At 64.1% G+C, this 24,284-nt stretch carries 22 protein-coding genes and 1 pseudogene; 10 read left to right on the top strand and 13 right to left on the bottom strand.

What is annotated here, in order from left to right; translation table 11 throughout:
• Positions 1-124: 124 nt before the first annotated feature.
• Positions 125-2,194, bottom strand: a complete 2,070-nt coding sequence (locus AC5RTE_RS12330; RefSeq protein WP_494041680.1) for a PhoX family protein — start codon at positions 2,192-2,194, stop codon at positions 125-127.
• Positions 2,195-2,377: 183 nt separating this feature from the next.
• Positions 2,378-3,373 (bottom strand): o-succinylbenzoate synthase, encoded by a 996-nt coding sequence (locus AC5RTE_RS12325; RefSeq protein ID WP_494041679.1) that lies wholly within the window; start codon positions 3,371-3,373, stop codon positions 2,378-2,380.
• Between the two features lie 100 nt (positions 3,374-3,473).
• Here AC5RTE_RS12325 and AC5RTE_RS12320 point away from each other — a divergent pair, with 100 nt between their 5' ends.
• Positions 3,474-4,379, top strand: a complete 906-nt coding sequence (locus AC5RTE_RS12320; RefSeq protein WP_494041678.1) for a phosphatase PAP2 family protein — start codon at positions 3,474-3,476, stop codon at positions 4,377-4,379.
• Positions 4,380-4,393: 14 nt separating this feature from the next.
• On the opposite strand, the gene AC5RTE_RS12315 is transcribed toward AC5RTE_RS12320, so the two are convergent.
• From AC5RTE_RS12315 to AC5RTE_RS12285, 7 genes are all read right to left on the bottom strand, one after another.
• A complete protein-coding gene (locus AC5RTE_RS12315; RefSeq protein ID WP_494041677.1) occupies positions 4,394-6,172 on the bottom strand; it encodes an N-acetylglutaminylglutamine amidotransferase in 1,779 nt (592 codons plus the stop codon).
• 75 nt (positions 6,173-6,247) lie between these two features.
• Positions 6,248-7,375 (bottom strand): glutamate--cysteine ligase, encoded by a 1,128-nt coding sequence (locus tag AC5RTE_RS12310; RefSeq protein WP_494041676.1) that lies wholly within the window; start codon positions 7,373-7,375, stop codon positions 6,248-6,250.
• 235 nt (positions 7,376-7,610) lie between these two features.
• Positions 7,611-8,450, bottom strand: a complete 840-nt coding sequence (locus tag AC5RTE_RS12305; protein ID WP_494041675.1) for a gamma-glutamyl-gamma-aminobutyrate hydrolase family protein — start codon at positions 8,448-8,450, stop codon at positions 7,611-7,613.
• Between the two features lie 120 nt (positions 8,451-8,570).
• Positions 8,571-9,371, bottom strand: a complete 801-nt coding sequence (locus AC5RTE_RS12300; RefSeq protein WP_494041674.1) for a carbon-nitrogen hydrolase family protein — start codon at positions 9,369-9,371, stop codon at positions 8,571-8,573.
• 105 nt (positions 9,372-9,476) lie between these two features.
• Positions 9,477-10,373, bottom strand: coding sequence for an LssY C-terminal domain-containing protein (locus AC5RTE_RS12295; RefSeq protein WP_494041673.1), 897 nt, complete (start codon positions 10,371-10,373; stop codon positions 9,477-9,479).
• A gap of 115 nt (positions 10,374-10,488) precedes the next feature.
• On the bottom strand, positions 10,489-11,190 hold the full coding sequence (locus AC5RTE_RS12290) for an esterase/lipase family protein (RefSeq protein WP_494041672.1): 702 nt from the start codon (positions 11,188-11,190) through the stop codon (positions 10,489-10,491).
• A gap of 74 nt (positions 11,191-11,264) precedes the next feature.
• Positions 11,265-12,482, bottom strand: coding sequence for an MFS transporter (locus AC5RTE_RS12285; protein ID WP_494041671.1), 1,218 nt, complete (start codon positions 12,480-12,482; stop codon positions 11,265-11,267).
• A 134-nt stretch (positions 12,483-12,616) separates the two neighbouring features.
• Here AC5RTE_RS12285 and AC5RTE_RS12280 point away from each other — a divergent pair, with 134 nt between their 5' ends.
• Together AC5RTE_RS12280 and AC5RTE_RS12275 are read left to right on the top strand one after the other, a co-directional pair.
• Positions 12,617-12,961 carry a hypothetical protein gene (locus AC5RTE_RS12280; protein WP_494041670.1) on the top strand — a complete coding sequence of 115 codons (345 nt, stop codon included), beginning with the start codon at positions 12,617-12,619 and terminating at the stop codon, positions 12,959-12,961.
• Positions 12,962-13,155: 194 nt separating this feature from the next.
• Positions 13,156-13,482: a hypothetical protein gene (locus AC5RTE_RS12275; protein ID WP_494041669.1), complete on the top strand. Its 327-nt coding sequence runs from the start codon at positions 13,156-13,158 to the stop codon at positions 13,480-13,482.
• A 32-nt stretch (positions 13,483-13,514) separates the two neighbouring features.
• Here AC5RTE_RS12275 and AC5RTE_RS12270 read toward each other — a convergent pair whose 3' ends face one another.
• On the bottom strand, positions 13,515-14,120 hold the full coding sequence (locus tag AC5RTE_RS12270) for a diguanylate cyclase domain-containing protein (RefSeq protein WP_494041668.1): 606 nt from the start codon (positions 14,118-14,120) through the stop codon (positions 13,515-13,517).
• A 375-nt stretch (positions 14,121-14,495) separates the two neighbouring features.
• Between AC5RTE_RS12270 and AC5RTE_RS12265 the strand changes: the two genes are divergently transcribed.
• The 5 genes from AC5RTE_RS12265 to AC5RTE_RS12245 all read left to right on the top strand — a co-directional run bounded on the left by AC5RTE_RS12265 (position 14,496) and on the right by AC5RTE_RS12245 (position 17,509).
• Complete coding sequence (locus AC5RTE_RS12265) at positions 14,496-15,302, top strand: hypothetical protein (RefSeq protein ID WP_494041667.1); 807 nt, start codon at positions 14,496-14,498, stop codon at positions 15,300-15,302.
• Positions 15,299-15,730, top strand: a complete 432-nt coding sequence (locus AC5RTE_RS12260; protein ID WP_494041666.1) for a phage holin family protein — start codon at positions 15,299-15,301, stop codon at positions 15,728-15,730. Before AC5RTE_RS12265 ends, AC5RTE_RS12260 begins: the two co-directional genes overlap by 4 nt.
• Positions 15,727-16,434, top strand: coding sequence for a DUF3618 domain-containing protein (locus AC5RTE_RS12255; protein ID WP_494041665.1), 708 nt, complete (start codon positions 15,727-15,729; stop codon positions 16,432-16,434). Before AC5RTE_RS12260 ends, AC5RTE_RS12255 begins: the two co-directional genes overlap by 4 nt.
• 92 nt (positions 16,435-16,526) lie before the next feature.
• Complete coding sequence (locus tag AC5RTE_RS12250; RefSeq protein WP_494041664.1) at positions 16,527-17,120, top strand: MarR family winged helix-turn-helix transcriptional regulator; 594 nt, start codon at positions 16,527-16,529, stop codon at positions 17,118-17,120.
• On the top strand, positions 17,057-17,509 hold the full coding sequence (locus AC5RTE_RS12245; protein WP_494041663.1) for a DUF4383 domain-containing protein: 453 nt from the start codon (positions 17,057-17,059) through the stop codon (positions 17,507-17,509). Before AC5RTE_RS12250 ends, AC5RTE_RS12245 begins: the two co-directional genes overlap by 64 nt.
• 148 nt (positions 17,510-17,657) lie before the next feature.
• Here AC5RTE_RS12245 and AC5RTE_RS12240 read toward each other — a convergent pair whose 3' ends face one another.
• Entirely contained in the window at positions 17,658-19,688 is a 2,031-nt protein-coding gene (locus tag AC5RTE_RS12240; protein ID WP_494041662.1) for a multicopper oxidase family protein, read from the bottom strand.
• 9 nt (positions 19,689-19,697) lie between these two features.
• On the opposite strand from AC5RTE_RS12240, the pseudogene AC5RTE_RS12235 reads away from it, so the two are divergent.
• Positions 19,698-20,620 (top strand): annotated as a pseudogene (locus AC5RTE_RS12235) (YcnI family copper-binding membrane protein).
• A gap of 56 nt (positions 20,621-20,676) precedes the next feature.
• Here AC5RTE_RS12235 and AC5RTE_RS12230 read toward each other — a convergent pair.
• Both AC5RTE_RS12230 and AC5RTE_RS12225 read right to left on the bottom strand, forming a co-directional pair.
• On the bottom strand, positions 20,677-22,092 hold the full coding sequence (locus tag AC5RTE_RS12230) for a sensor histidine kinase (RefSeq protein ID WP_494041661.1): 1,416 nt from the start codon (positions 22,090-22,092) through the stop codon (positions 20,677-20,679).
• Positions 22,093-22,107: 15 nt separating this feature from the next.
• Positions 22,108-23,466, bottom strand: coding sequence for a BTAD domain-containing putative transcriptional regulator (locus tag AC5RTE_RS12225; RefSeq protein ID WP_494041660.1), 1,359 nt, complete (start codon positions 23,464-23,466; stop codon positions 22,108-22,110).
• A 391-nt stretch (positions 23,467-23,857) separates the two neighbouring features.
• On the opposite strand from AC5RTE_RS12225, the gene AC5RTE_RS12220 reads away from it, so the two are divergent.
• On the top strand, positions 23,858-24,268 hold the full coding sequence (locus AC5RTE_RS12220; protein ID WP_494041659.1) for a hypothetical protein: 411 nt from the start codon (positions 23,858-23,860) through the stop codon (positions 24,266-24,268).
• Positions 24,269-24,284 lie beyond the last annotated feature (16 nt).

The raw sequence follows: 24,284 nt of genomic DNA, 5'->3' as shown, positions 1-24,284 counted from the left end.
TCTCACCTCCTGCACCAAAAGGGGAAACGCTCTCTCACCACACGCCCGCATTGCGGCCATGTGGTGAGAGAGCGTTGCGTTAAGACGCGCGGAAGGTGAGAGAGCGTTTGTCCGCGGGCAGGAGTTAGGCGCGGAACACCTGGATCACGGACGGGCGTGGCGCGCGCGCCTGGCCGGGGGCGGGGGTCGATCCTGCCGGGACGTAGTCCGGGAAAAAGGAGACCTGGGCCTCGAACTTGCCGTCCTCACCCGGGTGCTGCACGGCAACGAAGACGGTGCGCTCCTCGTCGTGGATGATCGGGCCGCAGGTCTCACCGTCCCGCGGGACGGCGAGGAACTGCTCAACTTTGCCGCGCTCGGCGCCGTCGAGGGTGACCTTGAACAGACCGTCCGCTCTGCCGATGCCGGAGGGCGCGCCGTCGGTGGAAATCCAGAGATTGCCCACGGAGTCGAAAGCGAGGTTGTCCGGGCAGGAAATGGGCGAAACCTTGTCCACCGGGAAGCCGGAAAAGTAGGTGACATCGCCCTGCGCCGGATCGCCGCAGACCATCAACAGGTTCCAGGTGAACTTGGTGGAGGTCTGGTCGCCGGTTTCGGTGATTTCCACGATGTGGCCGTCGCGGTTCTGGTTGCGGGGGTTTACTTCTGTGGCGCCTTCGTTTGTGCCCGTGCCGCGGTTGGAGTTGTTCGTGCAGGCCACGTACACCTTGCCGGTGAAGAGGCTCGGCTCCACGTCCTCGCAGCGGTCCATCTTCGTGGGGCCCACCTTGTCCGCAGCCAGCCGGGTGTACACCAGAACTTCTTCCACCGACATGCCGGGCACCGCTGACCTGCCGTCCACCACCAGCGGCAGCCACTCGCCGGTGCCGTCAAAGGCGCCGTCCGAGGGCACAGCCCCGGTGCCGGTGATTTCCGTTGCCGGCGAGTTGCCGGTGAACTTGGCTACGTAGAGGCTGCCCGCGGACAGGAGAGTCATGTTGTGCTTGCGGTTGCCCTCGATGTACTTGTCCTTTGAAACGAACTTGTACAGGTAGTCGAACCGCTCATCGTCACCCGAGTAGGCAACGACGTGTCCGGACTCGGCGGTGATGACGTTCGCGCCCTCGTGCTTGAAGCGGCCAAGCATGGAGTGCTTCTTGGGCATGGAGGTGGGGTCGAACGGGTCGACTTCGACAATCCAGCCGAAGCGGTTGGCTTCGTTTTCGTAGCCGGACTTACGGGTATCCCAGCGCGGCTCGTCCTGTTCCCAGCCGCGTGCGGTGGGCTTGTTGGTGATGCCGTACCGCTTGTCACCTGCTGAGGTGCCGTTGCCAACGAAATAGCCCTGGAAGTTTTCCTCGCCGGAGAGGATGGTGCCCCACGGGGTGGTGCCGCCGGCGCAGTTGCCCAGGGTGCCCTTGATGAAGCGGCCTGAAGGGTCTTCCACTGTCTTGACCAGGGAGGAGCCGGCGGCCGGACCCGTCAGTTCATACTCCGTGTTGTTCAGGAACCGGCGGTTCCGTTCCGCGCCTTTGACGTAGCTCCACGGCTTGCTCTTGTTCTGCCGCTCGAGCTCCACCACGCTGAGGCCGTGTGCGGCCGCCCCCACAGCGCGCATCTGATCCGCGGGCATGGTGGCCGGGAACATGATGTTCTCGTTGGTGTACTCGTGGTTGGCGAACAGCACCGCGCGGCGGCCCTTGCTGCCCGGGATCTCCAGGATGTCCGTGTAGTCGTTGTTGTAGCCGAACTGCTTCTCCTGGGCGGCTGCTGTCTGGTTGTGCAGGTCAAACTCCGGCGCGTCGTTAAAGATCGGGTCGCCCCAGCGGATGACCGGCCGCCAGGTGAAACCTTCCGGAACGGTGACGGCGTCCACGGAGGCGTCAATCGAAGGGATCGCGGTGAACTGCAGCTTGGACTTGCCGAAGCCTTCCTTGGCGGCCTTGGACAGGCCCGCGGCGTTGGCGGAATCGGGTGAAGTGACGGCGCTGCCCAGTACGACGGCGAGCGCACCGGCGGCCCCGAACCCCAGTGCGGCGCGGCGGGACATGGTGGCGGAGGCGATGTCGCGGAAGTAGCTGTTGGAGCTGGTGTTGCAGACGTCGCCGGCGCACGCGTTGTCACACTTCAGCGCGCAGGTGACGGCGCTGCGCTTGCCCTTCGTGTGGCCGAGCATCGGCAGCAGGGTGAACTTGCGGGCAGTCGTTTCAGACATGGGTGCCTTCCAAAAATTTGATGCGGTTCGCCCACCCTGTCAGGCGGTTTCTACGCGCAGTAGTCCCCGAGGTGAAGTTCCGGTTAACCGCGCGTGACCTGCGGGAACGCGCGAGAGGGTCGCGGAAAAGGGCGCATTAAGTGATAGAGCGTCAGGAGAATCCATGCGGAAAGTGAGAGAGCGTCAGGCCGGAAGGAGGGCGTGGACGCGGCGGAGCCGGGCCAGCCACCAGTCCCGGCGCGCAGGTGTTGCCGCATACTGCTCCAGCAGCCCGGCGTCGGCGGCGACGTCGCGGAGGCGGATGGCGCCGTCGTCGGCCACCAGCGGATCCGAGGTAATGTCCGATTCGAACAGGGACACGGTACCCAGCCCGCACGCGTACGGCAGTTCCGGCAGCGCCGCGGCCAGGGCCAGGCCCGCGCGGATCCCCACCGAGGTGTCCAGCGCTGAACTGACGACGGCGGGAAGTCCGGCCTGGGCCACAAGGTCCAGCGCGCGCCGCACTCCCCCGAGCGGCGCCACCTTAACCACGATGAGATCGGCGGCACCTGCACGGGCCACGCGCAGGGGGTCGCTTTCCTTGCGGACGCTTTCATCAGCCGCGATCAGCACGGGCGTTCCGGCAGTCCGCAGCCGGAACCGCACCTCCGCCAGCCCGTCAATGGTTGGAACCGGCTGCTCCGCGTACTCAAGGCCGACGCCGGCCAGCCGGGTGAGTGCCTCGACGGCGGCGGGAACATCCCAGCCGCCGTTGGCATCCACCCTGATGGCGGCATCAGGCAGGGCGGAACGGACGGCGGTGAGCCGGGCGGCGTCGTCGTCGAGCGTCTGGCCCTGCTCGGCAACCTTGACCTTCACCGCGTCCACCCGGCCGAAGCGGGCAAGGACCTCGGGCACCCGCCCGGCAGCAACAGCAGGAACGGTGGCGTTGACGGGGATTACGCCACGCAACGGAGCAGGAAAACCCTGCCACGCTGCCTCAAAAGCAGAAGCCAGCCACCGGGACGCTTCGGCATCGCCGTACTCCGGGAAGGGGCAGAACTCCCCCCAGCCCGCCGGGCCCTGCAGGAGCAGTGACTCCCGCTCCATGATGCCGCGGAACTTTACCCGCATGGGCAGGTTCACCACGTGCGCGCCGGCCAGCAGTTCCTCGAGATCGGGCACTGGCGCGGTAGGCATGGACCCACTGTACAAGCGGTGACAGAGATACCTTGGCGGGGCGCCCCGCGGCCAGGGAGCATGCGGCAGGATCCCAGCTTTTTGTGACAACCTTGAAGTGATGGCTTTTCAACGGCAGGCACAGACCAGGACCCCAGCACGCCCCGCTCCCGGGTCGGGCTTCCTGTTTGTGCTTGCCACCCTGGCGTGCGTCGCCGGGCTGATGGCCACCTATTACTACTTCGTCCAGACCACCACGGGCCAGTTCATTGACGAGTCCGCGCTCGTGGAAGCCGTCGATATCCACGGGCCGGCAGGCAAGGCGAGCACCAGGTTCCTGGACCTGCTGCCCACCATCTCTCTGGTGATGTCCGCCGTCGTGGTGCTGTTTGTCACGGTGATCCGGAAGCGGTGGACCGAAGCCGGCATCGCGGTGGCAGCGTGTATCGCCGCGAACATCGCCACGCAGGTCCTCAAGGATGTGCTGCCGGCCAGGCCTGACAAAGGCGTGGTGACACTGGAGTTAAATTCGCTGCCGTCCGGGCACACGACGCTGGCGGCATCGGCGGCGGCTGCCGTGTTCCTGATGGCTTCCCCGCGCTGGCGCCCGATGGCAGGGTTCGTGGGCGGAACGTTTGCCATCGCCTCCGGGGTGTCCACGCTGATCAATCAGTGGCACCGCCCCGCCGACGTGGTGGCCGCGTTCCTGCTGGTAGGCGCCTTTATGGTTCCTGCGGGCTGGCTCATTATCCGCCGCGGAGCCTGGAACGTGTGGGACGGCTTTGGCGCGCATGTGGGCTCGGCGCGGATCTGGCTGACGCTGCCGGTGCTGATCGGGCTGGCCTCGGCTGCGGTGGCAATGTTCTCGCTGGCCCGGATTGCACCCACCCCTTGGCAGGAAGTGAGCACCACCAACTATTTTTGGGCCGGGATCTCGCTCATTGTTATCGCCGGGTACCTGGCCACGGTAGCCACCACCGCCCTGTTCGCGTACGCCGCACGACGCCGGGACTCGCCTCGGCGCTGACGGTCACCCCGGCTTTAACCCACCCCGTGGTGCTGGAGCCACATTTCCAGCAGCGCCAACTGCCAGAGAACATTGCTGTTGACCGGGGTCCGCCGGGTGTTGGGGTCCGCCAAAAGTCCGTCGATGAAGGTGGGTTGGAACAGTCCGCGCTGCTTTGCCTCAGGCGAGTGAAGGGCCTCCCGCACGATGGACATGTACGGTTCCTCCAGGTGCTGAAGTGCAGGCACAGGGAAGTAACCCTTGGGACGGTCCACCACGGCCTTGGGAAGCAGCTGCCGGCCCAGGTCCTTCAGGATGCCTTTCCCGCCCTGGGACGCCTTGAGCTCAGGTGGGCAGGCCGCGGCGAGTTCCACCAGTTCGTGGTCCAGGAACGGAACCCGCGCTTCGATGCCCCAGGCCATGGTCATGTTGTCCAGCCGCTTTACCGGGTCGTCCACCATCAGCAGGTGCGTGTCCAGCCGGAGCACTGCGTCCAGGGCGGTGTCCGCCCCGGAAGCTTCAAGGTTTGCGGCCAGGACCTGGCTGCTGGCATCGGATCCGCAGTACCACTCGGGTTCCACGATGTTCAGGAGCTCCCCGTGGCTGTGGTCGACGAAGCTTGAGGTGAACACCTGGTGTGCTTCGGAGCGGCCTGCCCCCGCCAGCGGCTGATGGTAGGCGTACCCGCCGAACACCTCATCTGCGCCCTGGCCGCACTGCACCACTTTCAGGTGTTGAGCAACAGTTTTCGAGAGCAGGTGGAAGGCTGTCACGTCATGGCTTGCCATGGGTTCGGACATGGCGCCCACCGCGGCATCAATCGACGGCGCAAAGTCGGCGGTGCTGATGTGGAGGCGCTCGTGCCGTGTGCCGAACTCCCGCGCCACCAGGTCCGAATACGCAAACTCATTCCCGGAGTCCCCGCCCGCGCCGTCGAAGCCGATGCTGAAGGTGGACAGCCCGTGCTGGCCCTCCTCGGCAAGCAGCGCAACCAGGAGGCTCGAATCCAGCCCGCCGGACAGAAGGACGCCCACTGGCACGTCGGCCACCATCCGCCGTCGTATTGCCGTCTTGAGGGATTCGCGGACAGCGTCCTGCCACTCCCGGGCGGACCAGCCTTCGTGCTCGGGGCGGCGGGTGTAGCTGGGCTTCCAGTACTCGCGGTCGTGCCAGGTCCCGTCCGCACGGATGGTCCGGATGGTGGCGGCCGGCAGCTTCTGGATGCCGCGAAGGATGGTTCGTGGTGCCGGAACTATCGAGTGCCAGCTCAGGTAGTGGTGGAGGGCTACTTCGTCAATGGAGGTGTCTACCCCGCCAGAGGCGACGAGCGCCGGCAGGCTGGACGCGAACCGCAACCTGCCCGGCAGGTGGGAAAGGTACACCGGCTTGATGCCCAACCGGTCCCGGACCAGCAGGACCTCCTCCCGCTGCGGATCATAAAGGGCAACCGCGAACATCCCCACGAGGTGGTGCACAAAGTCATCGCCCCACTTGCGGTAGGCCTTCAGGATGACTTCGGTGTCGCTGGTGGAACGGAAGGTGAACTCAGGCTCCAGTTCCCGGCGCAATTCCTTGTAGTTGTAGATGCAGCCGTTGAACGCGATGGCGAGGCCGCTGTCGTCGAGCATTGGCTGCGCCCCTGCTTCGGACAGGTCGATAATGCTGAGCCGTTGGTGTCCCAAGGCTACCCAGCCCGATTCCCAGGTCCCCTCCCCGTCGGGCCCCCGGGATGTCATGGCCCCCATCATCTTCAAAACCGGCTCCAGGGAAGGCGCTCTCCCGTTGAAGGCGATCTCGCCGGCTATACCGCACATGCTGGTGTCCTCGTTCCTGCGTTGACTGCAACCTGTGCAGCACGTGAGGAGCCCCAGCCCTCCACTTTCCAAGCTCTACGTCAGTTGGTTCTGCAAAAGCCGGTTCTCCACCTCCTGCAGCGGAGTGGCGGGCAGCGCAGTGATGTGGACGGCGTCGGCCACCACGTCCCTGAGGCTGGCCGATTCGGCATAGGAGCTGCGCTGAACTGCAGCGCCGGTCCCCCGGTCCAGAACCTGGAACAGGAGGAACTCCACAGTGCTGTACTCACCCTGCTCCTCGAGCACCGGGCGCAGGTGGTCCAGCAGCGCAAGTGCAACCTCGAAGGCGCCGCGCAGAGAACCCGTCAATGGATCGGCCAGCTCACCGTCCAGTCCATAACGGCTCGCCTGCCACGCGGCAAGCCGCAGCCGGGTAGCCGACGCCGGAACGGGGCCAACGCCGTCACGCCACTGCCGTGCCGCCGTCTCAGCCAGGGCGCGCACCAGGGCGGCGATGAGGACGGTGTCGTCGGCGAACAGGCAGACGTCGGCCACCCTGACCTCAACGGTGGGATGTTTGTGGCTCAGCCGGGCGTCCAGGTAAAGGTTTGCTTGATCAAGTGGTACCCCTGAGCTGAGCATCTGCTGCATCTCATGGTGGTAGGCGGCGGCTGAACCGTAAATTTCCGCCGGTCCCGTGGTTGGCCACCGGTTCCAGGCCTGGGCACGGTAACTCGCGAAGCTCGAGTCCACACCGTTCCAGTACGGCGAGTTGCTGCTGAGCGCCTGCAGGACGGGCATCCAGATCCTGATTCGGTCAAGGATGGCGACGCCTTCCTCGTCCGACTCAATCTCCACGTGCACGTGGCAGCCGCCGGTCAGCTGCTCTGCGGCAGTAAGACCGAACCGTTCCATCAGGGCCGCGCACCGCTCACCGGGCGCGATGGTGGACTGTACGGGCATCGGCGAGGTTGCCAAAGCTACGGCTCGTGCTCCCACCCGCCGGGCTGCAGCGTCGGCACTCGCCCGCCCTGTTGTAAGGTCCTGCGCCACGTCTAAAAGGCTGGTCCGGGGAAGGGTGCAGGTTTCGATCTGCTCCTGCTTCATCTCGCTGGTGAGGCGGGGAAAGTCGCTCAGCTGTTCGAGGACCTCGCCCAGTGGCACAGGGTTCCCGCCGGCGTCGACAATAAGGAACTCTTCCTCAACCCCGACCCTACGCGTCATCGGACCACCCCGCAGGGTGTAACAACCGGCAACCGCCCGCCTGCGAGTGCACAGCCGTATTGGATAAGGTAAGCCACGATGCTCCTTGTATGGATCCCAGGGCGTTTGCTCAACCTCCCATAACCCTCACATAGTAAGCAGGCTTAGTTCCTGCCCGCAAGACAAGTGCCCACAGCCTTGTCACCTGGCTGCTAGGCAGGGATCCGGGCGGGACTCCGTGCCGGGGCACGGAGCCCTAAAAGGCGCCGGGCTGTATGGAGATAGCGCCCGTGGCCGGGCTTGTCACCACCGACTCTGCGGAGACCGACGACGGCGGGGTGGCCGGCAGGAGCCGGGACAGGAACTTACCGCGGGCTGCTTCAACGAACCCCCGGAAAATGCCGAAGTCCTCGGGAAGCTCCTCCGGGTGCCACTGGATGCCCATCGTGAAGGTACTGGCCGGATATTCAACAGCCTCCACCACCTGATCCTCGCTCCAGGCAGCAGCCACGAGGCCCTCACCGAGTCTGTCCACAGCCTGATGATGGGACACCGGGACGGGTCCGGGGTTGGCACCAATCAGTTCTTCAAGGCGGGAGCCGGACCTGATTTCGACGGCGATCTGGTTGAAGTTGTAACCGCCGAGCTGGTACTGCCCGTTTCCGATGACGTCGGGCAGGTGCTGGTGGAGGCTGCCGCCAAGTGTCACGTTGAGCAGCTGCTCCCCCCGGCAGATGCAGAGCAGTGGAACGTCCTGCCGGATCGCTTCCTGGATCAGGGCCTGCTCCCAGGCATCACGCTCCGGGCGGGGCTCGTCAGTTTCAGGGTGGGCTGCCTGGCCGTACAGTGCCGGATCCACGTCCCATCCGCCTGGAACCACCAAACCATCGAGCCTGTTCACGAGCTGTTCAATCATTCCTGCCACCACCGGCTGGGGTGGCAGGAGGATGGGGACACCGCCCGCTGCGATGATGGGGTTCAGGTATGTCTCGGGCAGGAATGCCGCCCTGACCGTGCCGCATCCATCGGTACCGGCCTGCTCGAGGTACGTGGTGAGTCCGATGATGGGTTTCATCGCGGCGTCGGTTGTTTGCACTGTGGTCCTTCCGGGGAATTTCTCTGCATTAATGCTATGGCTGCAAAGGGCCCGGAATGTTTCGTCGCGGTCAATTCGAGGTGTCGAGAGGATCACATTTTTCAGGCTCTACCCACGGTCTCACCCGTTGGTGCGGGGGATGACGCTGAAGCGGCGGTTCAGCAGGGACGGCACGCGGCTCCGAACTGCCGCGATCCGTCCAGGTTCAAGCTCGGCGAAGACCATTCCGGGCGCTTCGCCCGCGTTGGCAATGACCACGCCGAAAGGGTCAACCATGATCGAATATGCGGTGGCAAGGGGTCCTGACTGGTTGGCCGTCACCACATAGGAGGTGTTTTCTATGGCGCGGGCGCGGACCAGGGTGTTCCAGTGGTCCTCTTTGCCCGGACCGGCAATCCACATGGCCGGCAGCAGCAGGACGTTTGCTCCGGCGTCGATCAGGAAGCGGGCGCTCTCCGGGAACCGAAGGTCGTAGCAGGTGAGCATGCCGAGGCGCAGCTGGCCGTAGGAGAGCAGGTCAGGTGGGCCGATGGTTCCCTGGCTGATTCCGGCGCTTTCGCTGTAACCGAAGGCGTCATAGAGGTGGGCTTTGCGGTAGGTGCCCTGGATGGCCCCCTCAGCGTCAAGGGCCACCAGGGTGTTGTATGGCAGACCTGTGGGGTTGGCCTCGGTAGTTCCCACCACCACTGGCAAGTGCAGGCCCTTTGCGAGCGCGGCGATGCCTCCCACGAACGGCCCGTCCAGGGGCTCTGCCACATTGGCCAGGACGCTCGGGGGCTCGGTGCTGGCGTAGAGGCTGGACTCGGGGAGCACCAACAAGTCCGCGTTGCCCAGGGCTGCGGTTTCCATCAGTTGCCCGATGTGCAGCAGGTTCCGGCGAGGGTCCCTGCCGGCGCTGAACTGCCCGGAGGCGATTCTCACTACAGTCCTCCTGCCACCGCGAAACGGACCCCTCCAATAAGGTTCCCATACCCCCGGTTGAGTCAACAGCCCTCCCCGGCCCCTCCCCCTCGGAGCCGCGCAGGCTTACTTTGCCTTCCGCAGCCGGTCTGGCGGGTGAAGGTCGATGATGGGCAGGTGGCCATCGGTCCGGATGGCATCGCCGCCGCCGTTGCGGTGGTGGTAGCCGCTGTAGTAGTTGCGGATCACGTGCACGGACTCAACAGCGTTGGCCGAGCGGAGGGTTTCGATGATGAAGTCGCGTTCCTCGTCCGTGCGGTCAGCAATCTTGTGCGTGATTTGGAAGGTGAACAGGGAGAGTCCCACGCTCCGGTCATAGGTGCCGGCCCCTACCCAGTCCACGGCCAGCCCGCCGGGCAGCATCCAGCCTTCCGGGCATTTCCAGAACCGCACGTGGTGCCGTTTACGCGGGTTGCCCTCGATTTCGCGTTGGAACGCGAGGTCCTGCTTGTTACCGAAAACGTAGAGCGAGCTGACCGGGGCGTGCGGGTAGCTGCGCGCAAGGACAGTCGACGTCAGGGTGCGCCACGCGGTGCTGGGGGTGATGGGGTCGGCTTCCACCCACCCTGCCGTCTGCATCGCCTGCCGCAGCTCCTCCTTGGGGCCTACCACGGCGAGGTTCACGGGATCGCCCAGTACGCCGTCGCCCGTTCTTGTCCGCCCTATGAAGTAGTCCGGAATGTACAGGCTGCTCAGGATTTTGTGGATGCGCGGCAGCAGGGCGTACGCCAGGATCAGCCACACCGGCAGGAAGACCCATGCCTGCTCAAGCCCGCGCGACAGCCTGGCGAGGAGGAAGTAGTACACCGCCCAGCCGACGGCGATGGTCACCACCAGATACAGCAGCCGCTGCAGGACCGCCAGCACGGTGGCCCACCTGCTTTGCCGCCGCACTTCCGCGCTGCTGGACCGCGAGTGGTCCGGCTCTTCCGGAACAGCCCGCTTCCCGCCGGTGGACGTCACAGTGTTACCCCTTTCGGTCGCCAATCCTTGACCAGCCTAAGAGGTTCAGGAGGATGCCTGCAGCCCCGACCCTGCAAGCACGGCATCCGGCGGACAGGAGCGGCGGCACTCCCGCTCACGCAGGAAGGTTCAGCTGCTCCACGATGATCCTCGAAGTTTCGGGATCCCCCAGGATCCGGAAGTGGCCGGCCGTGGGCAGTTCAATATTGGTGCCCCCCGGCAGGACGCTGCCCTCCGGTATGTGCGGATCAAACGGCCCGTAGATGGACGTGATCCTGGTGTTGATGGTCTCCTCGCGTGCCAGCTGGAGGGTTAGGGCGTTGCGCGGCGAAAAGATCCGCAGGCTGGGAAGCAGCATGTACTTGGCATAGCGCGATCCTGAAAATGGCGTGCACACGGCGATCATCCGGTGGATGCGGTGCTCCGGGTCCAGGTTCAGCATGGCGTACTTGCCAATGAGCCCGCCTTTGCTGTGCGCCACGATGGCTGCGTCCCGCAGCCCGGCCTCCTCCAGGTGCTGGGCAACGAGCCGGGCGGCTGCGGGGACGTCTAGGCTGTTTCGCTGCAGCACCGTTACCACGTGCACGGGATGGCCGGCGTCGTGGATGCACTGGATGAGGGGCAGCATGAACTGCCAGTTTTCGTAAACCCCGGGAATGATCACCACTGGAGTGCGGTGGCCCTGGTGGAACGAGCCGGGCTGCACCCGGGAGAACATGCCACGGACCTGCCACGCGCCGGCATATAAATAGTCCTGCAACCACCACAAACCCTTTTGCAGGGGGCTGGTTCGAGTGGGCGTGCCCGTTTCACTCATCTGTTGAGGATAACCGCGCCGAGGCCGTTACCCAGCAATCCCCGGCCGAAACAGGCAGCTGTGCCAGAACCCTGTCAGTAGTTGCGCCGGTGCCTGAGCCGGGGAATCACGACGGCGAACACGGCCGCCGCCGCGAACCCCAGGACGGCTGTGGCTGAGATCCCCGCGCCCAGGGACGCCAGGGCCGTCACCCCGGAAAGAAGGACAGGCCCGGCGGTGGAACCGGCGTCGGCCATAAAACGCCACAGGCCCAGGAACTGGCCGCGGCCCCGGTCCGGGGAAAAGTCAGCGCCCAGGGTCATGACCAGCCCGGAACTGATGCCGTTGCCGAACCCTATGAGCAGTGCGGCCAGCAGCAGCGCCACAAAAGACCCGGTCAGCGGTATCAGCAGCAGCGCAGTGCCCATGATCAGCGTGGATGGGACGGCCACAAACTGGCGGCCTTTCCGGTCCATGAGCTTGCCGGCGGGATAGAACACCAGCATGTCGATAGCCCCGGACAGCCCATAGACCAGGGAGGCAGAAGTGGCGTCCATTCCCAGGTGGTCTGCCCACAGCGGGATGACCACCTGCCGTGAGGAGCGCAGGGCGCTCAGCAGGAGGATTCCCACGCCAACGCTGAGGAACACGCCGGCGTGGGAGACCGCAACGCTGCGGAGGGTCGGCCCCGGCCCTGGTGTTCCGCCGTCGTGCGTTTCCGCCGGCTTGAGGTCGGGAATGGTGAGGGACAACACCGCCGCGGCGGCCATCGCCACCACGCCCACCCAGTAGGCACCACCGATCCCGAAAAACTGCATTACGGCCGCACCCAAAAAGGGGCCGATGAACAGACCGATCCTGTTGACGCCGCCCAGCGTGGACAGCGCCCGCGCACGGAACGCCACAGGAACGGCTTCCGTGAGGTATTTCTGCCGCGCCAGGCCGAACACTGCCCCGGACATGCCGACGACGGCCATCGCCACGGCGAGCAGCCACAGCCCGTTGGGGACCAGGGAGGACACCCCGGCCGCGGCAAGGGCCAGGCCGGCAGCGATGGCCGCGCCCACAATCGCCCAGCGCTCACCGAATTTCAGGGTTACCAGGGAGGCGGGAAGGTTGAGAATCCAGGAGCCGAGCCCCATCAGCGTGACGATCAGGGCCGCCGCGGCAACGGTGGCGCCCAGGTCGCGCGCAGTCAGCGCCACCACCGGAAGAATGGCCCCCTGCCCCACCCCGAAGAGCAGCGTGGGCCCAAAAGCCGCCACCGCGATGCTGCGAAGGCTGAAGGGCTCGGGGGCGTCCGGGGAAGTCATCAGATTTATCCTAGGGGGGCCGTCTGCAGGAGATAGAAAAGCCGAAGTGTGGGGGTCACAAAACCCTTGTGAAGGACTACCGTTTGCCTTATGGGTGCTGATTCGCGCCCACGGCCGAAGGGGAGGTTTATTTCATGGGTGAAGTGTGGATCCGTACGCTCGGCAACGGGCTGGTCCGGGCAGACAAAGTCACCGAGATTACATCAACCCGCGGATCCCTTCACGAGGACCAGGGGTATTTGCTGAAGGTCATCGTGGACGGCAAGAGCCACGCGTTGATCGATGACAGCGAACTTCGGGGAACGTTGGCTGAGCGGCTGGAATATGCGCGGCATCTTGAGGACGCCCTCCTGCTCGCCATAGATGAGGTGCGGAACAGCGACGCCTCCGTGGTCATCTCCTATGAGCCCGAGCGCGGGCGCTGGTCATCCGCTCCGGTGACGGTACTGACCGGAAGTCTTCCCGAGGCGGTGGTCTAGCCGGTCCGGAAATTCGAGGCCTCGGGCGGAACTGCCCGGGGCCTCTGTCACAACACCAGCATCCCCAATTGGTGTAATAAATACGTAACTGTTGCGTGGGTCACATTCGCCCATTACTCTGGATAAGGCTTAAGAAACAGGCCATAGCAAGAAGCTGCAGCGTCGCAGCCAAATGCCGGGGAAGGCTTTACAACTTGAACTCCAAGCTCAACATCGTTGTCCGTGTAGATCTCGACCACGCCAAGGCTCTGGTGATTGCAAAGGGGCATATCACCGTCCACAGCGTAAACGCACTTTATGTAGTAGTTAAGCGGGCTAACTCCTTACGGGAAGGCCTGGACCTGAAGCTGGACATCAGCCACGCACGGGTGGATGAAGAAGCGCTGGAAATGCTTTATACCGCTTCGGAAACCCACCACCTGCCGGCCAGGATCGATCCGCAGCAGGCGCCTTGCACCATCAGTGTGCTGGCGCCGCGCCGGGAGCACGCTCCGGCCCGGCGCGCTCTGATCGCGGCCTAAAGCAATACAGGCAAGGCACCCGCAGCGCCCACTCATCGGGCCAGGATGCCGCCACAAACTTTCTTCTTCTTCCAGATTTTCCACAAACTTTGAGTGCAGCTGTATCCGAATAGACGGGTAGCTGCACTCATAGTTTGAGGGAAAAGGTCGTCAAGCGCGGGCCGGTTTGCCGCGTCATTGGCGTCCAGCCATGCAGCCAGGTTGATGCAGCTGCCCACGATCACTGAATCTCCCGAGTCTGCACCGAAGCCGTGCCCCAGGCTGTCATTGACGGCCTTGACATGGTCCAGGTCGATAAAGAGCGCCGCCAGCCTGCTGTCTCCTTCCGCCAGGCCGCCGGAGTGCCGCTGGTCCAGCTCCGCCTTCAGGCCTGTCCTGTCAGGGAGCCCGGTGAGGGCATCCTGCAGGGCGAGCCGCTGCAGCTTCTTCTCTCCCTCGGCACGGCGGACCTCGGATTCCTCTGCTGCCCGGAGAGCTGTCACCAGTTCCTTCTCGTATAACCGGCGTTCGTGGGCGCTGAAGATGATGACGCGGACGACGACGGGGTCCCCTGTCGAGACCGGGGACCGCGACGCCGGGATCAGCGCGGCCCGGCGCTGATCGTCTCCAGCGGTAATTTCAACCGCTATCTCGGACACCGCGCCCGCGATGCCAGACTGCGGTATGCAGTGGGTGGAATACAGATTTTGGTCACCCACCGGCATTAGGACTGCAGCGTGGATCCGAGCCGACCGGAAACCGTGACGTTGTTCCGGCAAATCACTGTTGAATCGGCTGCCGTTGCCGCTACGGGCATTCTTCAATGACCCCATATCGAGTGACCTTATCCTGCCTCAGATACTAGTGCGGGGTCGCCGGGAAGCCTGGGACCCACGGGAGTTATCGCTGGTCAAGTGCGATCGCAGCGATGTCCACGGCAGAGGGCTGTCTTGCGCTGGAAATAACAAGTGTGCTTAGTATGTAGATAGTAAACATGCTTACTAATTAGTTGCCTTCTACGAAAGCGAGTGATGATGACGGAGAACCAGTGGCCCTCGGCTTCTGCCCCGGGCACCCTTGACCAGTACGGGAATGCAGCACCGACCGTTCCCCCAACAGGCCAGGACGGCACCAGCTCCAAGAAGCAGGCCGCCAAGGAAGAGGCGTCGAATGTGGCCGGCCAGGCAGCATCGGCGGCGCAGGGTGTAGCGCAGACCGCGAAGGAAGAAGTGGCCAACGTCGCTTCCGAGGCGAAGTCCAGTGCGCAGGATCTGCTGTCGCAGGCCAAGTCAGGGCTTTCCAGCCAGGCCGGCACCCAGCAGCAGAAGGCTGCCGAGGGGATCCGCACCATTTCCAGCCAGCTGCAGAGCATGGCTGATGCCCCGGATCAGCCGGGCATTGCCAGTGACCTGATCCGCCAGGCCGCTGACCGTACCTCCTCTATTGCTTCCTGGGTTGAGAACAAGGATGCGGCCTCGCTGTTGAGCGAGGTTCAGACCTTCGCCCGCAACAAGCCCGGCACTTTCCTGCTGCTGGCCGCAGGCGCCGGCATCCTCGCAGGCCGCCTCACCCGTGGGCTCACCGCCGGAGCTCCGGCTGCAGGAACGGCAGCCATCCCGCCCCAGCCCGCACAGCCACCGTTGGCTGCTGCGCCGCTGGTGACAGCGGGAATCGATGAGCCATTCCCCGGAGAGGCGGTTGTCCCGGCCACCTACGGTGACACCATTTACGGGGAACCGGGACAGCCTGTTTTCTCGGACACCGAGGCAGGCGGCGTACCGCTGGCGGACGTGGATGAGCCGTATAACGATTTCCAGACGAGGGAAGGACGCCACCTGTGAGTAGCCAAATTCCGGAGCCTGCTCCGAGTGAGGCGCATGTGAAGGCGGACAACACGTCCCTGGGTGAGTTGCTCGGTGATGTCACCCGGGACCTGTCCACCCTGATGCGCCAGGAAGTCGCCCTCGCCAAGGCCGAGCTGAAGCAGTCCGCCACGAAGGCAGGCAAGGGCGGCGGGATGCTCGCCGGCGCCGGCGTGGCCGGGCACTTCGTCCTGGTGTTCCTGTCCCTGGGGCTGATGTTCGCCCTGGGCGCGCTGATGCCGCTGGGCTGGGCCGCTGTGATCGTCGCCGTGATCTGGGGCATCATCGCCGCGGTCCTGGCCTCGATCGGCCGCAAGGAACTCAAACAGATCCAGGGCCTGCCCCAGACGGGCGAAACACTTTCTGAAATTCCCCCAACCCTAAAACCAGGTGAGGTAAACCGATGAGCGATAACCCGGATGCAATCCGTCAGGAAATCGAAGAAACCCGTGCGCGCCTTGGCACCAACGTGGACGCGGTCGCGGACAAGGTCACCCCGGCCAACGTTGTCCAGCGCCAGACCGACAAAGTCAAAGACACCGTGAAGGACGCGGTCAGCGGGGTTAAGGAGAAAATCATGGGAGCAGCAGACTCGGCCACCTCCACCGTCCAGGACAAGGTCTCCTCGGCCACCTCCACAGTCCAGGACAAGGTCTCCTCCGGGACCGGGCACACCGGGAACGCCCTGCACAGCACCGGCGATACCCTCCACGGGGCCAAGGACAACGTCAGCGCCAAACTCTCCGACGCCGGAACCGCGATCTCCCACGCACCGGCACAGGTCAAAGCCCAGGCCCAGGGCAACCCGCTGGCCGCCGGGCTGATCGCGTTCGGCGCCGGGATGCTCATCTCCTCCCTGATCCCGGCCAGCCAGAAAGAACGCGAAGCGGCCCAGCAGCTCAAAACCGCTGCCGAACCCCTGGCCGGAAAGGTCACCGACGCCGCCAAAGACGTCGTCCAGGACCTGAAGGAACCAGCCCAGGAAGCCATCCAAAGCGTCAAGGCCACCGCCACTGACGCCGCCCAAAACGTCAAAAACGAAGGCCAAAGCGCCGTCACCGACGTCAAAGACCGCGCCACTGACGCCAAGGACAACGTCGCGAACGCGTGAGCGGCCAGGACAGGGTCCGGAAGCCGCCCCGCGATCCTGCGGGACGGCAACCGGAACCGGACCAGCAGTTGCCAGCCGGTGGCCCGCGGCATATGAACGCTCTTCCGCGGTGGGAGCCGGAGCAGTGGGCCACTCACCGGCTTGTCAGCATCGCCGCCCGGCTCACGGAACGCCAGCTCAACCGCAAACTTTCCCGCCTCCGACTTACCAAAGGCGCACTCGACGCGCTGGAGGCAGTGGCGGAACTTGAACCCACCACAGCCTCTGACGTGGCCGCGCTGCTTTGTGTAAGCAAGCAAAGCCTGGGCAAGGTTCTGCGGCGCCTGCACGAGCTCGGGTTCCTTGCTAAAGAACCGGGAAGGGACGGCCGAAGCGCGAACATCCAACTTACGGAAGCTGGACGGGCGGCCCTTTCCACGGCTGAGGACCTGGTTCAGGCATCACCGGAAGCCGAAGCCGAGGTTGAGTTCCGCCGCCAACTCGAACAACACATCATCCAGCTCAGGAACACCGAGCACACTCCCCTTTCCCGGGGCACAGCCCGAAGCCGCCATCCAGGCGCATCGGCCCTGCCGCCGCCGGACATCACAAGCACAAACCTCAATGAACCAGGAGCACACCCATGGCTACAACAAACCGGACAACCGGACCCAAAACAACCCTCCAGAAAGCAGCGCAGGCAGTAGGTGCAGTCTTCCTGCTGGTAGGAATCCTCGGGTTCATCCCGGGCATCACCAGCAATTACGGGGCACTCTCATTTGCCGGACATGGCTCGGAGGCACTTCTCCTGGGCATCTTCCAGGTCTCGGTCCTGCACAACATCGTCCACCTGCTGTTCGGCGTGGCCGGCATCCTGATGTCCCGCACTCACGGTCAGGCGCGCAACTTCCTCCTCTACGGCGGAGTCGTCTACCTGGTCCTCTGGCTCTACGGCCTCGTTATCGGTCATGACACCCCGGCCAACTTCGTGCCCGTCAACAACGCGGACAACTGGCTCCACTTCGTCCTCGGCATCGCCATGATCGCCCTGGCCATCCTGCTCTCGCGCAACACCGCACGTACCGACCACCGCTAAGCCAGGGTGAGGGGCAAGTAGACCTCGCCTTACACGGCCCGTCCTTCCGGAGGACGGGCCGTGCTTTTTGTGCTGCCGGATGGGGTCGCCTTCCCCTCCGACTCTTGACGAACCGGAGGGGCTTTTTCGACGGCGGAAAGGGGAACTGTCAGTCGGTGCGGACAGCGCTCGTAGCAGATCCGCTGCGCGTGGATTCGGCCTTCACCACTGTCACCTGCTGGCTCGGGCCCGGCTTCGCCTCCAAGGTCCAGCTGCCAAGGGAGTTGACCGTGACGGTTCCAAGTTTGCTCGGTGCGCGGTTGGGAGAGACGTCGTAGATGGTGACCGATGCCGAACCGGCCGGGACGGCGCCCGCGACCCTGGCAGTGCCTGAAATCGTCAAGTCCTTCCGGAGACGGTGCCTGGCGGTGGTGATGCTAAGAACATCGGTTTGGGCAGTCGGGGGTTCAGCCGCCGGCTGGGTTGTGGTTTGGGTTGGGGTCGGGGTTGCAGCAGCTGTTGGCTCAGCTGTTCCGGTTGAACTGTCGCCAACTGTCGACTCAGTCGTTGCCGGCGTTGGCTCTTTGGCCGGTTCCCCCACTCCTTCTGGTGCGATGGGGTGCGGCCTCGACGCCTCGATGGGATCGTTGGGGTCCGGGTCGTTCGGGTTCATACCCACACTGAATTGGGCCATCATGTCGTGGTCTTCGTGCGGGAGGTTGTGGCAGTGGATCATGTACCTGCCGCGATGGTGTTCGAACTTCATCAGCAGCCGGACTGTTTCGCCCTCGCCTACGTAGACAACATCCTTTGGCCCGCGCTCGTAGTTGAAGGGCGCCCGCCCGTTGCGGCTGAGGATCTGGAAATCCACCAGATGGATATGGACAGGGTGGAACCAACCACCTGAGCTGTTCTCGATGTCCCAGATTTCCACATCATCCAGGTCCGGGTCGGCCAGGACTTTTTTGTAGCCGCTCGCCACCACTTCGTCCCAGGTCATGCCACCGAACGTCCAGATGTCGTTGTCCCGCTTTACCCGCATGTGCCGGGTTTTCACGGATTGGGACGGCTTGAGGTCCATAGTGGTGCTTGACGTAAGCAGAGTCGGCAGGACCTTTGCCGCAGGCCCGGACGTATCCACCGGTTCATCCGTCACATCAAACGCCATGACCTTGCCGGTGTTGTCGTAGTCCACGTTGTTCTTGTTGGACAGGTTGCGCAATTCCACTCGTTTGCCTGCCGGGTACTTGGAGAAGTCAATGAGGACTTCGTAGCGCTCGGCACCGCTGTGCCGCCATGATGTCACCTGCTGTGCCGTGGGCATCAGGCCGCCATCCGTTGCCACCATGGTCACCGGGTCCCCTGTGCTGAGGGAGAACCGGTAGGAGCGGGAGATGGAGGCATTGAGGATACGAAAGCGGTAGATTCTCCGCTGGACCTTCATCACTGGCCATGGGGCGCCATTTACCAAAATCACGTCACCCCAGAGCCCGGAGTGGGTGTTGTCGTCGTATGCCAGTTGACCGTTGGCAGCGAACATGGCATCCGAAACAGTCAACGGAACGTCGAACTTGCCCTGCGGAAGCAGGTTCCGCTCAACGTCATCGTGCAGGTGGTAGTGGCCGGCGAGACCGGAATAGACACTTTGTGACGTGTTGTGCACGGCATGGTCGTGATACCAAAGAGTTCGCGCCGGCTGGAAGTTGGGGTACTCGTAATCCTTGCAGTAGCCAAGCCCGGTCAAATCGTTCGCGTAGCCGTCGAACTGAGGCAGGGAAGCCGAACCGTGCAGGTGGGTGGACGTATCGAGCCGATACCCCCACTGCGGATGGAGCAGCGGCAGCACGTTGTCCATCATGAGGGTGGTACGGTCCCCCTGGTTTACCTTGATGGTGGGGCCCGGAAAGGTTCCGTTATAGCCAAGAATAGGCGTGGTCATACCGGGCACAATGTTCGCTGAACCCAGTTTTTGCTGAATGCGGTAGTGGTACCTGGTGTGGCCATCCGGGTCCACGGTTTTGTGTGTGTGCCTCAGCACTTCAGGGACAGTCAGGGTCCGCTGGTAAAGCCTGGGCATGTTACGAGGATCCAGCTGGCTTGCAGACTTGGCCTCGACCGATCTCAGTGGCACGGCCAGCCCAAAGGCGCCGATGATTCCGATACCACCTATTTGCATTGCCTGCCGGCGTGAAATGGACATGTCCAAAGCATGTGCGGACCACAGTGCGAAAAAGTTGGGGAAATCTGGGGCTGGGCCATGCCAAGGATTTCCCAAGCGGGCAACGCCAGGCTGGCTGGCACAACGCCATGGCCGGCAGAGGAAGCAGCTGCCGAAAATCCCATCAGCCGCCTGCCCTCGTGCGCGGCTTCAAGCAAAGGACTGTCCCTTGAGCACCACCACAAAACCCCGCGTTCGCTGAAGGCAGCTGCCGTGGGGGCAGCCACTGCCACTCTCATGACCTTCGGCCTCGGTGCCGCCTCTGCCCACGTGACCGTGACACCGGACGCCCCCGCCGAAGGCGCCTCGACCCAGGTGACCTTCAGGGTTCCCAGCGAATCGAAGACCGCCACCACCACGAAGATTGAGGTGGACCTGCCAACGGATACCCCGTTCACGTCAGTCCGGGTGAGGCCGGTCCGGGTTGGACCGCGGAGGTGGTCAGGGGAGCATTGCCCCAGCCGGCCACCGTTGACGGTGCCACCATCACTGAGGCGCCGTTGTCTGTGTCCTGGACCGCCAACGACGCAGCGAGCCAGCTGACAATTGATCTATACCAAACGTTCTCGGTGTACGTGGGAAAGCTTCCGAAGTCCGGCACCACGGTGATGCTCCCAGTGGCGCAGTCCTACTCCGACGGCAGCGTGCGGAACTGGGATGACCCCGTCGTCGAGGACCAAGGCGAACCAGAACACCCTGCCCCAGCCTTCACCACCACTACCGCTACGCGGCCCGAACACGGCCACCCTGGCACTGCTGCGGCTGCGGCTACCCAGGCCACCGAAACGGTGGCTTCAGTGAGCCCGGACGCGGGAACCCCCGGACAGGTCTGGGTAGCGATGGTGGTTGGCCTGTTCGGACTCGCCGCAGGCATTGCCGCGTTCCTCCGTGCTGGCCGTACCAGGAAGAGCTAAGGGCCAAGCATTGCCGGCGCCGGCGAGTACTGATCCGATAGAGCCACATATACGGCCTAGCGAACCCTTGAAACTACCGAGTCCTGGCTGGAAGAGGGCGTAGGAAAGTGCCGGCTGGCGAAGCGGAGGGCGGGAGCTGCCCCACCGAACGTTGCGGTGACCGAAGTCCCGGCCCCCGGGGCTGACCGGACCTCGAAGGTGCCCCCGGCCTGGCGGATGGTGTCCGCAAGGATCCGTAGGCCAAAGTGGCCTTCCGCTCGGGGTTCGGTGGGGTCGAAGCCCACACCATCATCGGAAACGGTGAGCTGCGTTCGCTGGCCGGCCTGCCACATCCGGATCCCCACCGATTGGGCGGAGGAATGCTTGCTGACATTGACCAGGGCTTCACGCGCCACCCGATAAAGCAGAACCGCCCGGTCCCGGTCGACCACGAGCTTGTCGGGAATGTCAACGATGAGGTTGATACCGCGCTCCACCAGGGGTGCTTCCAGCCTCGTGAGGGAAACCTTGAGCCCCAACTCCTCAAGGTCGGGCGGATAGAGTTCGCTGGTCATGGCCCGCAGGGTGCGGATATTGTCCTGCAGTATTGTGCGGGCATTCAGAAATACGGGCTGGAGCTCCTCCGGGCCGCGGCGCTCCTCGGATTCCAAGGCGTAGGCCAGCCCGGACAGGTCCTGGATGACCTCGTCATGGAGTTCAGCGGCTATCTGGCGGCGCTCCTGGTCCGATGCCTCGATGGCACAGCGCAGCATGGCGTTGCGCGCGGCCTGGTGGACCTGCATCCGCCGTGCCAGGCGGACGGCGGGAACAAGTTGCGTCAGCTGGAGGACCGCCAATGAAAGCGCCAACGGCGGGACCATTCCCGTCAGGACTGCTTGTTGCTCGCGGCGGACCCCGTCGCCTGAAGTGTACGTTTCGAAGATCATCGGAGCTCCGCTTTGCGAGATGGAGCGGGCATAGACTTCCACGAGTTCGCCGGAGTCTGCCTCAAACTCGTTTTCTTCCCCTGTCTGGGATTCAAAGGTTGCCGTCGCCGGCCCGCCTTCGAGGAGCTCGCGCGCCCACTCTTCCTGTGCGAAATCCTGCCCAATGAGCGATTCGGCATCAGAGTAGACAACGCGCCCGCGCTCGTCCCAAACCTTAATCCTGGTGACGCCGCTTTCCGCCAGCCACGGAGCCAGCCTCTGGTCCAGCAGCTCCAGCGCGGCGGGGTCGCGGGCAAGGAGCTGGTCTGTTATCAAGGGCCCAACCACGTTGTCGGCCAGGCGCTGGGTGATGTCCCTGGCATTAGCCAAGGCGTGCCTTTCCGCCTCGGCACCAACCCAGAACGAAACGGGGACGGCAATCAGGACGAGGGCCGCAAAGCCGGCAGTGAGAAACCGGGCAACAGCAGCCCGGACCTCGCGCCGTTCAGCGGCATCACGGCCAATGTTGGCGCCATTAGCGGGCTCTGCCGCATGAAAATTGAGCACGGCTGGTCTGCCTAGTTACTTTCCCGAAGGCTCCGGGGCGGAAAGGGCGGTGCTGCCCCACCTGGCCACCAGGGATGGATTCACGATCATGTTGCCGGCGTGGGCATGCCGCAAGGTGTTCAGCACTACTCCCAGGGCGCCGTCTTTCGGAAGGAACCCGCAGATGCCCATGCGGGCGGCATCGCGCAGCGCATCCTGTGACGGGTTGCCCGTGAGCATCACGATCCGGGTACCCGGTGCCTCGGAAAGGATGCGCTCCGCAGCACCGAGCCCGGAACCGTCGGGAAGGTATAGATCCATGATGACGACGTCGGGCGCGAGGTCCCGGAACATGGTCACCGCTGATGCCACGGACTTCGCCGCTCCCACACTTTCCAGGTCCGGCTCGCGGTCCAGGGCACCGGCCAATAAATCCGAAAATGTGGTGTGGTCATCAACAATCATGATCCGCAGGCGCCCTGTTTCCTGCCGGGCCAAAACATCCTGCTTGGTTATCGCCGAACCGCTCTCCGTGACCCCGTGGTTGGGGCGAGGGGACTCCGCCTGCCCGGACGGTGCGCCGGTGCTCCTCAGGAGCCTGGTTTGCGCTTCCCTTAGCACAGGGCCCGGGGCGCAGCCCAGTTCCATATCGATGATCCTGCGGCAACGGTCGTAGGCCCGCAGGGCCTCAGTAGTTTCGCCATTCTGCTCAAGACCCAGAATTAGCGCTGTCCATGCCCGCTCGTTGAGGGGGTCTTCCTTGACGGCCGCACCGCTCCAGGCGATCGCCTTTTCTGCTTCCCCCACGGAGAGGGCGGTTTCTGCGGCCATGACACGGGCAAGGCCCACCTGCGCTGCGTGGGCGGCCCGCTCCTCCTCCGCCCAGGCCGGCAGCAGCTCATCCCCGAGCAACGGGTCGGAAGCGAGGTCAAGGGCCTCAGTCAGCATGGAGAGCGCCACGCGCGGCTCCGCCTGGCCGGCCATTTTGGTCAGCGTCTCGAACCGGTCCAGATCCAGTTCCACCAGGGACCGGTCAATGGCATAGCCGCCGGTGACTGTTTTCAAGGGACCCGTCCGGCCGCTTCCGGGCTGCAGGTGGCGCCGGAGCACGCTGACATAGCTTTCCAGAGTCGGCAACGCCACGGCGGGGTGGTTGCCGCCCCACAGCAGGTCCATCAGCCGGGCCTTGGAGACCGCCGAACCAAAATTCATCAGGAGAATCTCCAGCACCTGGCGGGGTTTCGGTCCACCCAGGTGGTTGGCACTCAGCTCCACGTCACCGCGGCGAATCGTCAACGGACCGAAAACCGAAATCTGAAGGATCGGTGCCTGCGGCGTTACATCGCTGACAAGGCCTGCCTGCTCGGTGTTGTCGGCCAGTTCCAAAGTAATCACGAAGGTTCCCCCCAAGTAGTCCGGTGGTGCGTGGTTCTCATTGAAACCGGGGGCATACTCACCAACCACAGTGCTCGGTACTCGCTTTGTCACTTGAGCTTTTCCAGGGAGTACTTGGTTTTGGAACTCAATACACAGAATGCAAGTCCCCGGAAGGCAACAGCAGCTCCGGTGAGCCGGTGTTTGTGGGAGCGTTTGCGCTGGTGACACCCGGAACGCGGGCGCCTCGGCCGAACTTTGGGAAAAGCCTAGGTAGCGCGGTGTAAGTATTCACTTTGCCGCCAAAGCTTTCCCCAACCCGGTACCCCTAATTTTGGAGCACAAGCAAAACCCCGTCCCACTGAACCAGTGCTGGCACGGTGTCCGGGCAGTAGCAAGGAAGGCCGTTTCGATGAAGAAGTTTTGGTATTTCTCCGTAGCAGCTGCAGTGGGTGCTGCAAGCCTGGGGGTCTGGGGACAGGCAAATGCCGGGCCGCCATCTGAAGTTACCCCCGGGGTGGTGGTGACTGCCGGCACAGGTAAAACGCAGCACCCCGCGGCCCTGGTTCCTCCACCGACCCCCACGGCCACCATCACCGCCACCCCTGCGCATGCAGCTCTTGGAACGCAACTCGTCCCCGCAAAACAGCAGACCTACACACCCGTTCCGACGGCCAGCGCCGCGCACAAGGCCGGTGACGATAAAGGCGGCCTCAGGGGCGCCGGCGTCTCAGACGACCACCCGGGCGACGACAAAGGTGGACTCAGGGACGACAACATTTCGGACGACGCCCCCGGCGACGATAAAGGTGGCAGGCGTTAGCACCTGACCAACCCCA

Source organism: Arthrobacter sp. K41, assembly GCF_059089645.1.
The sequence above is the reverse complement of the archived record's forward strand: the minus strand, read 5'-3'. Positions and strand labels throughout refer to the sequence as shown.